12 protein-coding genes are annotated in these 13,439 nt (G+C 29.1%); all 12 read left to right on the top strand.

Annotated features, from left to right (window positions below; translation table 11 throughout):
• Positions 1-6 precede the first annotated feature (6 nt).
• The 12 genes from OD91_RS03785 to OD91_RS03730 all read left to right on the top strand — a co-directional run bounded on the left by OD91_RS03785 (position 7) and on the right by OD91_RS03730 (position 13,438).
• On the top strand, positions 7-1,122 hold the full coding sequence (locus OD91_RS03785) for a GNVR domain-containing protein (protein WP_144895068.1): 1,116 nt from the start codon (positions 7-9) through the stop codon (positions 1,120-1,122).
• A gap of 221 nt (positions 1,123-1,343) precedes the next feature.
• Complete coding sequence (locus OD91_RS03780) at positions 1,344-2,399, top strand: iron-containing alcohol dehydrogenase family protein (RefSeq protein ID WP_144895067.1); 1,056 nt, start codon at positions 1,344-1,346, stop codon at positions 2,397-2,399.
• A gap of 2 nt (positions 2,400-2,401) precedes the next feature.
• Positions 2,402-3,583, top strand: coding sequence for a DegT/DnrJ/EryC1/StrS aminotransferase family protein (locus tag OD91_RS03775; protein WP_144895066.1), 1,182 nt, complete (start codon positions 2,402-2,404; stop codon positions 3,581-3,583).
• A 10-nt stretch (positions 3,584-3,593) separates the two neighbouring features.
• Positions 3,594-5,204, top strand: coding sequence for a cytidine 5'-phosphate N-acetylneuraminic acid synthetase (locus OD91_RS03770; protein ID WP_144895065.1), 1,611 nt, complete (start codon positions 3,594-3,596; stop codon positions 5,202-5,204).
• Positions 5,205-5,218: 14 nt separating this feature from the next.
• Positions 5,219-6,274, top strand: a complete 1,056-nt coding sequence (locus tag OD91_RS03765; RefSeq protein WP_144895064.1) for an N-acetylneuraminate synthase family protein — start codon at positions 5,219-5,221, stop codon at positions 6,272-6,274.
• Between the two features lie 5 nt (positions 6,275-6,279).
• Entirely contained in the window at positions 6,280-6,981 is a 702-nt protein-coding gene (locus OD91_RS03760) for a cytidylyltransferase domain-containing protein (RefSeq protein WP_144895063.1), read from the top strand.
• A 37-nt stretch (positions 6,982-7,018) separates the two neighbouring features.
• Entirely contained in the window at positions 7,019-8,767 is a 1,749-nt protein-coding gene (locus tag OD91_RS03755) for an LIC12162 family protein (RefSeq protein WP_144895062.1), read from the top strand.
• Positions 8,768-8,822: 55 nt separating this feature from the next.
• On the top strand, positions 8,823-10,328 hold the full coding sequence (locus tag OD91_RS03750; protein ID WP_186434390.1) for a lipopolysaccharide biosynthesis protein: 1,506 nt from the start codon (positions 8,823-8,825) through the stop codon (positions 10,326-10,328).
• A 1-nt stretch (position 10,329) separates the two neighbouring features.
• Entirely contained in the window at positions 10,330-11,070 is a 741-nt protein-coding gene (locus OD91_RS03745; protein ID WP_144895060.1) for an HpcH/HpaI aldolase/citrate lyase family protein, read from the top strand.
• A 34-nt stretch (positions 11,071-11,104) separates the two neighbouring features.
• Positions 11,105-11,671, top strand: coding sequence for a DapH/DapD/GlmU-related protein (locus OD91_RS03740; RefSeq protein ID WP_144895059.1), 567 nt, complete (start codon positions 11,105-11,107; stop codon positions 11,669-11,671).
• Positions 11,672-11,736: 65 nt separating this feature from the next.
• Complete coding sequence (gene kdsB / locus OD91_RS03735; protein WP_144895058.1) at positions 11,737-12,504, top strand: 3-deoxy-manno-octulosonate cytidylyltransferase; 768 nt, start codon at positions 11,737-11,739, stop codon at positions 12,502-12,504.
• A gap of 1 nt (position 12,505) precedes the next feature.
• The gene (locus OD91_RS03730; protein WP_144895057.1) at positions 12,506-13,438 is read left to right on the top strand and encodes a phosphoglycerate dehydrogenase; all 933 of its coding nucleotides are present in this window, start codon (positions 12,506-12,508) and stop codon (positions 13,436-13,438) included.
• The last annotated feature ends 1 nt before the right edge of the window (position 13,439 follow it).

Here is a 13,439-nt window from a genome sequence, read left to right as displayed (position 1 = left end):
TATAAGATGGCTGAAAATATAGAAAATACTTTAAAAACATCTAATGAAGATGATTCAATTGATATTATTGCATTGTTATTTAAGGTCTGGATCGCTAGAAATTTTATTTTAAAAATAATTATAACTTTTGGACTTATAGGCGTTATGGTAGCTTTAACTACTCCTAATCAATACGAGGCAACTTCTATGTTTACACCTAATTATAGTGCGAAATCATCAGGTAGTAGCGGTTTGAAAGGGTTAGCCTCTTTAGCAGGAATTAATATAGGTTCTATGACTGAAGGGACAAATGAAATCTCACCGATGTTGTATGGTAAAATTGTAGAGAGTGCTACCTTCAAGAAAGAATTATTATATGCGCCTTTAAAAAATTTAGGAGAGATAAAGTCATTGAGAGATTATTTTATAAAAGAATTATCCTCATCTGTTTTAAGCACGATAAAAGAGTATACGATCGGATTGCCTTCAAAAATTATTGGTTTATTTAAGGAGCAAAAAGAAAATTTAATTACTGAGTCCCTAGATGGCATTGTGTCAGTATCTGAGGAAGATTATGGATATTTTAAAATTATTGATGGAATTTTGACATTATCAATAAACGATAAAGATGGTTATATTGAGATATTTTCCAAAAGTAAAAATCCACAAATAGCTGCTCAAGTAGCTAAAAATGCAGAGTCAATTTTACAACGACAAATCATTGCTTTGAAAACGAAATCTAGCCAAGAACTCTTGCAATATCTTGAAGAACAGTATAATTTAAAAAAGCAATTATTAAATAATGCACAAGATAAGTTGTCTAATTTTGTAGATAGAAATCTAAATATTTCTAGAAGTTCTTTTTCTAACAAGCAAACTCGCTTAGAAACAGAACTGCAAACGGCAACGGCTGTTTTTCAAAATATCGTTACTCAGTTGGAGCAGGTGAAATTGCAAGTAGCTAAAGATACTCCAGTATTTTCAATTATTAAATCTGTGGTAATACCCAATAAAAAATCAGAACCCAAAAGAAGCTTATTAGTGATGATTTGGTTGTTTTTAGGTGTTGTGTTAAGTATTGGTTTTGTGTTTTCTAAAGAACCAATTAAAAAAGTGATTAAAGAAATTAAAGCCAAAAATTAATTGTAATAGTTTTTGTTATTAATTTTAAAAAAAAAGGTTTGTACTTTATATTAGTTTTTTTGTAATAATTAATGATGAGTGGAGATGACGAAATCGAGAAAAAATTAAATCTTTCGCTCTTGAAAATTATATCATTGTTAATCTAGTATTAAAAAATAAACCCTTGAGTTATATTATATGGGCAGAATTAAAAAAATTAATAAATTATTAAAATAATGTAAATGAAAAATATATTAAACATTGAATTTGGTTTTAACGCCATGAAAAAGTTAAATGAACACCCAAAAGTTAGGAAAAGCCATACAATCTTTTTTGTTGATATTTTTTTTAAAAATAGTTTTTTAATCAAAGAAATACTCATTAAAGAAAAAGATTTTTTATATTTTGTAGATTCTACAAATGAATTGACTACCACAGATGTTAATAATGTTTTAAAAACTATAAAAGAAACCAATAATAATTATGAAGTTGTTGTTGGTATAGGAGGAGGGACATCTTTAGATTTTGCTAAGGCAATTTCTAATTTGTTAACAAATAAAGGAACTGCTGAAGATTATCAGGGGTGGGATTTAGTTAAAACACCAGGTGTTTATAAGATTGGAATTCCAACATTAAGTGGTACTGGAGCTGAGTCTTCAAAAACTTGTGTAATGATTAATTTACAGAATGGACTAAAATTAGGAATGAATAGTAATCATACAGTGTATGATGAGTTAATATTAGATCCATCTCTTGCCAAAACTGTGCCTAAAGAACAATTCTTCTATACAGGAATGGATACTTATATTCATTGTATAGAATCTTTAAATGGAAGTCATAGACACCCGTTATCTGATGCTTATTCAAATCAAGCACTTGATCTTGCGAGACAAGTATTTCAGTCAGAAGATATGATGTCAGATAAGAATAGAGAAAAAATGATGGTAGCTTCATATTTTGGAGGTGTAGCTATTGCTAATAGTTTTGTTGGTGTTGTGCATCCTATTTCTGCAGGTTTAAGTGTTGTGCTTGGTATACATCATTGTGAAGCTAATTGTATTACGATGACAGCAATGGAAGAATTTTACCCAGCCGAATATAATGAGTTTATGAAATTAGTTGAAAAGAATCAAATTAAATTGAGACGCGGTTTGTGTCAAAATTTATCAAAAAAGCAATATGATGATTTATTTGACGCTTCTACTATGCACGAAATCCCTCTTAAAAATGCTTTAGGATTAGATTTTAAAAAAATTTTAACCAAAGAAAAAGTAATAGAATTATATAAAAAAATGTAATTATGAATTTCAAAGTCCCGTTTAGTGGTAGAGGTCACAAGTATACTGATGAAGAGGTTAAATTGGTTGCTAATGTTATGCAAACAGCAATTCCATTAACACAGGGTAAATATAGAGATGAATTTGAAGAAAAATTTGCTAAGTATCTAGGAGTTGATTACGCCTTTACCACCAACAATGCTACATCTGCGTTAGAGCTATCGGCTCAAATGTGTCAATTAAGTAAAGGGGATGAAGTTATATGTCCTTCACATACTTTTACGTCCTCAATGTACCCTTTTATAAAAAATGGCGGGCACCCAATTTGGGCAGATATAGACTCAGAAACCAAAGTTGTTTCTTTGGAGTCTATTAAAAAATGCGTTACAGCTAAAACTAAAGTTATAATTGCAGTTCATCTTTATGGGTATTGTATAAATGATATCGAGGCTATTGCTTCTTTTGCTAAAGAAAAAAATATACTTTTAGTTGAGGATGTTGCTCAAGCAATGGGGACTGAAATAAATAAGAAAAAAGCAGGTACATTTGGAGATTTTGGTATTTTTTCTCTCCACTCTCATAAAAATATAACAACATTAGGTGAAGGTGGTTTTTTGATTGTAAAGGATTTAAAATACGCAAATATTATTCCTATGTTAAGACATAACGGGCACACCACTTTTGATTATGTTAGAGATAAATATTGGATACCAGCTATGGGTAACCTAGATTTACCAGAACTGAATGGACTATATTTGATGCCAAACAATTATTGCTTAGGAGAAGTTGAATGTGCTTTGGGTTCTAAGCTTCTTGAAAGATTAGATGACCTGAATCAACAAAAAAGAGATAGAGCTATAAAGTTTATTGATTCATTATCTCATTTTGAATTGATAAAGTTCCATAGAGTTGAATCTATGCAACATAATCATCATCTACTTGTTGGAATTGTTGCCGATGGTAAAAGAGATCTATTTATTAATAAAATGGCCTATGAATATGGTATACAGTGTGTTGTTCAATACTATCCATTAAATAGGTATGACCTTTATGAAAAATTGGGATATGGAAATGCAAATTGCCCTAATGCAGATGCTTTTTATGATAATATGGTTTCTTTTCCTTTTCATATTTGGATGCCTGATGATGAATTTAATTATATGTTAGAAAAAACAAAGGCTGTACTATCTGATTTAAAATTATAAGAAAAGTTTAATGAAAGATATTTGTATTATTATTCCTGCTTTTAAGAAAAATGCTATAATTCCTGATCAATTAGTTAAAAACCTTGCTGGGGAAACCTTGATTCAAAGAGCTATAAGTTTATCTAAAGAAATTTTAGACGGAAAAGATATATATATTATAACAGATTCTCAAGAGATCTCATTAATAGCTGAAAGGAATAATGTAAATTTCAAATACGATTCTAAACTAAATGTTAACCCAACAGAGATTTTAAAAAACCTAGAATATATTTTTGACTTTTATTCAAAAAAATACAAATCTTTTTTTTTGTATAGAGCAAATGCACCTCTTTTAAATGCGAAAATTATTAATGATGCCATTAGTTATTTTAAGAAAAACAGTGAGATGACAATTGTTTCTGTAAAAAAAGAGGAACGCAGATTATTTAAAGCAGATAAAGGTGATTTAAACATGTTGTTTATAGACGGGAAGAATAGTTTTTTTGAAGAAGTTAACGCTTTTCAGATTTCAAAATTCGTCTTATTAAAAAACAAACAAGCTAAAATGCTCCCTTATATTTTACCATCAGATATTGCAATTGAAATAAATGGATATCAAAGTTGGTGGATTTGTGAAAAATTATTGAATAGGAAAAAGATAGTCTTTAATGTTATTGGTTCTTTAACTGTTGGAATGGGGCATATTTATAGGAGTTTATCATTAGCTCATGATATAACGAATCATGAAATTGTTTTTGTTTGTGATGATACTCATCAAATGGTTGTAGATAAAATTGCTTTAAAAGACTACAAGGTATTATCATGTCAGAAAGCAAAAATCACAGATTTTATTATTGGTCTTGAACCTGATTTAGTAATTAATGATACTTTAAATACTACGAAGAGTGATATTTTAAAATTGAAGACCAAAGGAATCAAAATTGTAAACTTTGAAGACCTTGGAAGTGGGTCTAAGCATTCAGATTATACAATTAATGAATTATATGATTTACCCATAATGAAAGGGACTAACTATTTATGGGGTCACGACTATTTTTTTCTGAGAGATGAATTTAAAGAGGCTAAGCCACATGATATAATCGATCCAGTTAAATCTGTTTTAATTAGTTTTGGAGGAACTGACCAAAATAATCTTTCAAAAATAATTTTAGATTTAATATTACCAGTTTGTGAAGAAAAGGATATTAAAATTTTTATCGTTTGCGGAGCAGGTTATATTTACAAAGAAGAATTATTACAACAAGTGTCTAACCAACAATATAGAAATATTGAATTAGTATTTGAATCAGGAGCTATTTCTAAAATTATGGAAAAAACCCAGATAGCAATTTCTTCAAACGGGAGAACTGTTTATGAACTAGCTGATATGAATATCCCTTCAATAATTATTTCTCAACATGAAAGAGAAACTACTCATAAATTTGCTTGTTTAGAGAATGGTTTTATTAATATGGGGATTTTTAAAAATGATATAACCAACAACGAGATAATATATAATTTCAAAAAACTTATAAATGATGAAAGTTTTAGAATTTTACTATTTCAAAATATTAAAAAATACAATTTTAGATTTAATAAATCCAAAGTGCTGAATACTATTTTGTCATTAATTGAAAAATAAAAAAAATAACACCCATGAAAATTCTTAATATATTCAAAATAAATCCGTATAAAAATGTTATCTGTCGACCATATGTCATTGCTGAAGCAGGTGTTAATCATGAAGGTTCAATGGAGATAGCTAAACAACTTATTGAAGAAGCCAAAGAAGGTGGGGCGGATGCAATAAAATTTCAAACTTACAAAGCAGAAACACTTGCTTCAAAAAATTCACCGTCATACTGGGATACAAGTAAAGAGCCAACAACTAGTCAATTTAAATTATTTAAAAAGCATGATAAGTTTTGGAAGAATGAGTTTGTAGAATTAAAAAAATATTGCGATAAAGTTGGTATAGAGTTTATGTCAACTCCTTTTGATATTGAATCTTCTATTTTTTTGAATGAATTAATGGATGTCTTTAAAATATCATCTTCTGATATTACTAATAAGCCATTTATTGATCACTTATGTGATTTTGGAAAGCCAATCATTCTATCAACAGGAGCAAGTCATTTGTATGAAATTCAACAAGCTGTAAGTTGGATTGAGGAAAAAGGAAATCCTTTAGCTTTACTGCACTGTGTTCTTAATTACCCAACTGAAGATGTAAATGCAAGCTTGGGAATGATAATAGGTTTAAAAGAAAAATTTCCAGATAAATTAATAGGCTATTCTGACCATACCTTACCTAAAGACATGAAAGTTTCAGAAATGGCTACTCTTTTAGGCGCGGTTATTATTGAAAAACATTTCACACATGATAAATCATTACCAGGAAATGATCATTATCACGCTATGGATAAAAGTGATTTAACCTTATTTAATAATAATTTAGATATAACATTTGAAATTTTAGGAGATTTTAATGTACATTCGACTAAAAGCCAAGAAACCTCAAGAAAAAATGCAAGAAGGAGTTTGGTAGCGAAACAATTAATTCCAAAAGGCAAAATTATAGAAAAAGACGACCTTACTTTTAAGCGTCCAGCATTTGGAGTTTCACCAAGTTTTATTTCTGATGTAATAGGTAAGAAAGCAATAGTATCTATTGATGAGGATGATATTTTACAATGGAGTTTTATTGAATAATAAATATGAAAACAGTAGGGATTATACAAGCAAGAATGGGGTCATCTCGTTTGCCTAATAAAATGTTGCTTATTTTACATGGATATTCTATAATTGAGTGGGTTATTAAAAGATCCATGAAATCTAGTCTCTTAGATGATGTTATTGTAGCTATACCTAATTCACAGGAGAATGATGTTTTGGAAATTGAAATATTAAGATTAGGAGCAAAAGTATTTAGAGGTGATGAAAATGATGTGCTTTCTAGATTTTATTTTGCTGCTAAAGAAAATGAAGCTGCACATGTTGTTAGGGTGTGTGGTGATAATCCTCTAATTGACGGCAAAGAAATAGATAATTTAATTAAATATTATTCTGAAAACTCTTGTGATTATGCTTACAATCACATTCCAAAAAACAATAATTATCCTGATGGCCTAGGGGCAGAAATCGTTTCATTTAAAACTTTGAAATATTTATACGAAACGACCAAGTTACCCAAGCATCGAGAACATGCCTTTAATTACATATGGGATAATACAAGTCTATATAGTATTAAGACCTTTAACCCGTTATGTAAAGAAATACAGCATCCAAAATTGAAATTAGATTTAGACACTTTAGATGATTTTAATTGGTTAAAAAAACTAGCTATTAAACCTGAAATGAGTACAAAACAAATAATTAATTCTGCTTTGAAAATTTCAAGAAATTTTAATACAAATTAATTATTTTAATGTTTAATTATTTTTTATTTACAAAATTATGTTATTAGTAACGACACCATTAGAGTCAACTTGGGGGGCAGATGAGGATATAATGTTTTTGGGTGAATGGTGTAAGTTATATAGTAGAAAAGAAATTTGGTCTAAAAGAAATTACGAAGTGCTTCCATATCATTGGGATGATAGAGTTAAATTAAAAAAAGACTTTTTCAATCTACAAAACTTCAATAAAAAAATCATCAAAGAATTAACACATATACTAAACGAGTTACATAATGTAAAAGAGAATGAGCATTATTGGGGGATTTTATTGGGTTATTGGGTAAATATTTTTACAGCGGTAATTTTTGACAGGTGGACAATGATTGATAAAGCTGTTGAATCAAATAAAATCACCAAATGTCATATATCGAATGTAGAAGAAAATAATCTAGCAGCGAATGAAACTTCTGATTTTATAGATTCAGTAATAAATGACTCTTGGAACCAAGCAATTTATACTATTATAATTAAATTAACTACAAATATACCTGTTGAAATAATTAAGAAAGACCAAATAAGTAAGTCTGAAACAAAAAATAAACAAAAAAAATCATATTTTAAGCAAGTATTATCTAAAGTTGTATTCAATAAATTTACATGTTTTTCTAAGAATAATGATGCTTTAATAATTAATAGCTATCTTCCAATTATTGAAGAATTGAAATTGCAATTAAGTCTTAGACAATTCCCTATTATAAGAAATTTTAAAAAAGTTAAAGCTGTTGAGGTAGATAATTCATTTAGAAATTGGGAACTGAAAGATCGTAAACCAAAAGATAATTTTCATGAAATTATTAAATATTTATTACCAAAACTCTTACCTAAAATATATTTAGAAAATTATAAAAACCTTGTATCTACAGTAAAAAAAACAAGTTTACCCAAATCGCCAAAGTTTATTTTTACAGCTAGTTCTCATTATGATAATTCTATTTTTTTAGAGTATGCCGCAAAAAGTAATAACTTAGGTTCAAAATTAATTTTAGCAGACCATGGCGGTTTTGGCTGTAATGCTTTTAATGGCGCTATCAGTTATCAACTTTCAGTTGCAGATGTTTCTTTATCTTGGGGATGGCAAGATAAAGACCATATAAATGTAAGACCTTTTGGGATTTTGAAAACAATTGGGAAAAATCAAACATGGGATAACAATGGTTTAGGTTTAATGGTTCTGGGCACTATGCCTAGGTATAGTTTTGATATTAGAGCGATGCCAATAGCAGGACAAATGAATGATTATTTTACAGATCAATTTGATTTTTATGGTTCTTTACCTGAATCAATTAAGAAAAAAATTCTAATACGTTTATACCAAGGAGATTTAGGATGGGATCAAAAAAAAAGATGGCAAGATAAATTTAGAAATGTTTTAATAGACTCTGGTAAACTATCAATCAATAATTTACTTAAAAAGTGTAGATTGTTTATTTCTACATACAATGCAACTACTTTTATGGAAACCCTTTCTCTAAATGTTCCGACGATAATGTTTTGGAATATAAATAATTGGGAAATTCATGATAGAGCTAAAAAATGTTTTAAAGAATTAGAAGAAGTAGGTATTTTTCATGCAACACCCCAAAGTGCTGCATTAAAGGTTACCGAAATATGGGATAATGTTCCTGGATGGTGGAACCAAGAAGAGACCCAAAAAGCACGTACAAATTTCTGTAATAATTTCGCAAAGGAAGTTAAAAATCCCATTAAAGAACTTACAAAAAAACTCATCACTACTAACAATGAGTAATATTAAATCGTCAACTCTTAAAAAACGCTATTTAACAAAGCTTTTGGCAAACCTGATGGGATTAGCTATAATGTTCGTTTCAACAGCTATCATTACAAGAAGTTTAGGTCCGAAAGCTTATGGAGATTTTAGTTTTTTAAATAATTTCTTTATCCAGTTAATACCTTTTTTTACATTTAGTACATCTATAGCTTTTTTTACTAAACTATCACAACGGAATAATGAATTTGGACTAGTAAGATTTTTCAGGATAATATCAATTATTGCTTTTATTTTATTATTTTTAATTATAGTTTTTTCACAAACATTTAAATTAAACAATTTTTTATGGCCAGAACAGAGTATATACTTAGTATATCTGGCTGCAATATTTGCAATTTTAACATGGATTGTAAGCTCTTTAACTCAGATTTCAGATGCACTTGGTATTACAGTTTCTACAGAAATTGCTAAAATAATACAAAGAATTATAGGATTGTTTTTAATTAGTTTTCTTTATTATTTACATTTAATTGACATATTTAATTTCTATTACTATAATTATTTTATATTATTATTATTAATTATAGCCTTTGTGTATCTAATTAATCGCCCCGATTTTAATTTTACTTCAGGTTGGTGTATGGGTAAAAAGGAATTTAAGAAATATTATAATGAATTTTATATTTACAGCAAACCATTGTTTTTTTATTCTCTAATTGGACTAATAGTTGGTTTATTTGATAGATGGTTATTACAAAAATTTGGGGGAAGTATTCAGCAAGGATTTTTTGAGCTTTCATTAAAAATAGGCGCAGTTTGCTTTATATTTACAAATGCCTCCTCACAACTAATAACAAGAGAGTTTTCAATTGCTTTTGGTGAGAATGATCTTAAAGAGATGAAGAGGTTGTTTAGAAGGTATATTCCTCTGTTATTTAGTATTGCTTCATTTTTAAGTTGTTTTATTGCTGTAAATGCAAGTACAGTAACTAATATTTTTGGAGGAAGTCAGTTTGCAAGCGCCACAGTTCCTATCGCAATTATGGCATTTTATCCAATTCATCAAACATATGGCCAATTGAGTGGTGCTGTTTTTTACGCTAGTGGTGACACAAAACTATATAGCAAAATTGGATTAATATTTATGTTTGTTGGTCTTCCTATTAGTTATTTTGTAATAGCTCCTGTTAATTTCTTAGGGTTAAATGCTGGTGCTATAGGTCTGGCTATTAAATTTGTTGTTCTCCAGTTTATTGCTGTAAATGTTCAATTGTATTTTAATTCAAAATTACTTAAGCTTAATTTTATTAAATACTTGTTCCACCAATTAGTAATTATAACTTATTTAATTCTATTATCATTATTATCCAAAATATTATTAATTAAATTGATTTCTTATGAAGTAGATGGTATAATTGGGTTTTTATGTTCTGGAGTTGTATATTCAACTATGGTAGCTATGAGTGTTTATTTTTTTCCAATACTTTTTGGTTTAAATAAAACAGATATATTTAATGGAGTAAATTGTATAAAAGCATATATTTACAGTTTTAAAAAAAAAAATAAAAAACAAGTTTAAAATGAAAGATATTAGTATAGGTTCTTGGATTACACTAAACCATTTTTCAATAGTAGAGATAATGGCAGACGCTGGTTTTGATTGGCTTTGCGTCGATATGGAGCATTCCGTAACTGATTATTTTGAAGCACAACAATTAATCGCGACTATTCAATCAAAAGGTATTAAAGCCTACGTCAGAGTTGGTGGAAATAACACTCGTATAATTAAACGTGTGCTCGATGCTGGAGCTGATGGCATTATTGTGCCTATGGTTAACTCTAAAGAAGAGGCTATAAAGGCAATAAATGCACTAAAATACCCGCCTAAAGGTAAAAGAGGTGTGGGTCTGGCAAGAGCTCAAAAATATGGTTTTGGCTTTGAAGATTATAAAGATAATGAAGCAGACGATATTAAATTAATAGTTCAAATTGAACATGTAGATGCAGTTAATAATTTAGAAGAAATACTTTCTCTTGATGCTATTGATGGAACTTTTATTGGACCTTTTGACTTATCCGGTTCTATGGGTAAACCTGGAAAGTATGATGATGATGATGTAAAAGAAGTATTACAGCGTTATGAAGATATCGTTAAAAAATATAATAAGCTTATTGGTTTTCATGTCATTCAACCCGACTATCAATTGGTATTAGATAAAATTGAAAAAGGCTATAATTTTATAGCTTTTAGTTTAGATACCCTGTTTTTAGGAACTATAGCTAGAAATCAAGTATTAAAATATAGAAATTCATTAAAATAGTTAGTAAATAATAGATTTCTTACAATAAACATTTATGAAAATTATTTTTCAAATATATTTGTCTTTTTTTCGAAATATTCCTACTGATTTAGGCGTTAAGTTACGTTTTTATGCATATAAACCTTTTTTTAAAAATGTTTCTGGGAAATTTAATATTGCTGTTGGAGTTACAATTTTAGGATTCAATAACATAGAATTGGGCAAAAATGTTAGCATAATGAAAAATAGTTATCTTTATGCAAATGATAATGGAAGTTTAATTATAGGCGATAATTTTTCAATGAATACAAACTCTCAACTTGGAGCTGCTTCTGGAGAAATTATTATTGGGTCTAATTGTTTAATTGGACCAAATTGTGTAATAAGATCTGCTAATCACAATTTCAGTGATATTTTGGCTCCAATAAATACACAAGGACACAAGAGAGGTAAAATAATTTTAGAAAATAATGTATGGATAGGGGCTAATTGTGTAGTTACACCTAATGTGACTATAGGAGAAGGTTCTGTGCTTGCTGCTGGGGCAGTTGCTTTAAAAGATATAATAAAGTTTTCAGTATCGGGAGGTGTACCTGCAAGAGTTATTAGTAAAAGAGTTTAAAAGTCTCAAAATAAAATTTAATTAATCTGAATAATATGTACCATGAAATTGAAATTAAGTAATCTATGAATATAATCGGTATTATACCCGCACGAATGGCTTCTAGTCGTTTTCCAAATAAACCAATGGCAACAATTTTAGGAATGCCCATGATTGGGCATTGTTACAAAAGAAGTAAAATGAGTAGTTTATTGAGTGAAGTTTATGTAGCTACTTGCGATAAAGAAATATATGATTATGTTAATAGTATAGGAGGTAAAGCGGTGATGACTGCAAATACACATGAGCGTGCCTCAGATCGAACAGCAGAAGCGCTATTAAAAATAGAAAAATCAATTGGAAAGAAGGTAGATATTGTTGTGATGCTGCAAGGTGATGAGCCTATGATTACTCCAGAAATGATAGAAGGAGCAGTTCAGCCATTAATGCATAATAAAAATATAAAAATATCTAACTTATACGCTAAAATCAATACAGTTGCCGAATTTGAAGATCCTAACGAAGTTAAAGTCGTGGTTGATAAAGAGGAATATGCCATTTACTTTTCTAGAGAAGCTATTCCTTCTCGGAAAAAAGGGGTGTTAGATGTGCCAATGTATAAACAAGTTTGTATTATCCCTTTTGAAAGAGACTTTCTATTAGAGTATAATGACATGGAACAAACCCCATTAGAAATTATTGAGTCTGTAGATATGATGCGAATCCTTGAAAACGGGATGAAAGTTAAAATGATATTTACAGAAAAACAGTCTTATGCTGTTGATACACAAGAAGATTTAGATAATGTTATAGAAAAAATGAAATCTGACAACCTAATTAGTAAATATTTATAAAATGAAGATACTTTTAACCTCTACATCTTTTATTGATACACCTGGTAAACATCAAGATAGATTATATAATGCAGGATTAGAAATCGATACCTTAAGGGGCCCAGTAAAAGAAGCTGTTTTGCTGCCAATTATATCAAAATATGATGGAATTGTTTGTGGGGATGATGAGATTACAAGACAAGTAATAAAAAAGGGTGTTGAAGGGAAGCTTAAAGTTATTTCAAAATATGGTATTGGATTAGATAAAATAGATTTGGAAGCCGCAAAAGAATTAAATATTCCTGTTGCTAATTGCCCTGGTGTAAACCAAGTTGCTGTTGCTGAACATATTATTGCGATGCTATTTTCATATTATAAAAATATTCATTTAGAATATAATATTACAAAAAAAGGTGGTTGGCAAAGACTCATAGGCCATGAAGTTTCTGGAAAAAGAATAGGCATTGTTGGACTGGGTAGAATAGGTAAAGAATTAGCTAAACGGATGCAAGCATTAGGTCTTGATGTTTTAGTATATGACCCTTACCTTGATGAAGAATATGTAAAGAAAAATCGAATTAGATCAGTAGATAGTATAGAAGAATTAGTTTTAGATGTAGATATTTTAGCACTAACTTTACCTTTAACTGACCAAACGAAAGGTATTGTAAACAGTGCACTTTTGTCTAAAGCGAATAGAAATGTGGTTTTGGTAAATACATCTCGAGCGTTAATTGTTGATCAAAATTCTTTGATAGATTCATTGAGAAATGGGAAAATAAAAGCTTTTCTTACAGATGTATTAGAAGAAGAGCCAATGATAGAAAACCATCCGCTATTGCAGTTTAACAATGTTATGATAACGCCTCATATTGGCTCTCGCACTTATGAAAGTGTCCAACGTCAGGGTATGATGGCCGCAGAAAATTTATTTAAAGAATTAAAGATTGATTGAT

The sequence above is a fragment of the Lutibacter sp. Hel_I_33_5 genome (genome assembly GCF_007827455.1).
Classification (GTDB): domain Bacteria; phylum Bacteroidota; class Bacteroidia; order Flavobacteriales; family Flavobacteriaceae; genus Polaribacter.
The sequence above is the reverse complement of the archived record's forward strand: the minus strand, read 5'-3'. Positions and strand labels throughout refer to the sequence as shown.

Excerpts from the sequence above, each read along its gene's own strand:
- OD91_RS03785 (WP_144895068.1), top strand. The coding sequence starts at position 7 with ATGGCTGAAAATATAGAAAATACTTTAAAAACATCTAATGAAGATGAT.
- OD91_RS03780 (WP_144895067.1), top strand. The coding sequence starts at position 1,344 with ATGAAAAATATATTAAACATTGAATTTGGTTTTAACGCCATGAAAAAG.
- OD91_RS03775 (WP_144895066.1), top strand. The coding sequence starts at position 2,402 with ATGAATTTCAAAGTCCCGTTTAGTGGTAGAGGTCACAAGTATACTGAT.
- OD91_RS03770 (WP_144895065.1), top strand. The coding sequence starts at position 3,594 with ATGAAAGATATTTGTATTATTATTCCTGCTTTTAAGAAAAATGCTATA.
- OD91_RS03765 (WP_144895064.1), top strand. The coding sequence starts at position 5,219 with ATGAAAATTCTTAATATATTCAAAATAAATCCGTATAAAAATGTTATC.
- OD91_RS03760 (WP_144895063.1), top strand. The coding sequence starts at position 6,280 with ATGAAAACAGTAGGGATTATACAAGCAAGAATGGGGTCATCTCGTTTG.
- OD91_RS03755 (WP_144895062.1), top strand. The coding sequence starts at position 7,019 with ATGTTATTAGTAACGACACCATTAGAGTCAACTTGGGGGGCAGATGAG.
- OD91_RS03750 (WP_186434390.1), top strand. The coding sequence starts at position 8,823 with ATGGGATTAGCTATAATGTTCGTTTCAACAGCTATCATTACAAGAAGT.
- OD91_RS03745 (WP_144895060.1), top strand. The coding sequence starts at position 10,330 with ATGAAAGATATTAGTATAGGTTCTTGGATTACACTAAACCATTTTTCA.
- OD91_RS03740 (WP_144895059.1), top strand. The coding sequence starts at position 11,105 with ATGAAAATTATTTTTCAAATATATTTGTCTTTTTTTCGAAATATTCCT.
- kdsB (WP_144895058.1), top strand. The coding sequence starts at position 11,737 with ATGAATATAATCGGTATTATACCCGCACGAATGGCTTCTAGTCGTTTT.
- OD91_RS03730 (WP_144895057.1), top strand. The coding sequence starts at position 12,506 with ATGAAGATACTTTTAACCTCTACATCTTTTATTGATACACCTGGTAAA.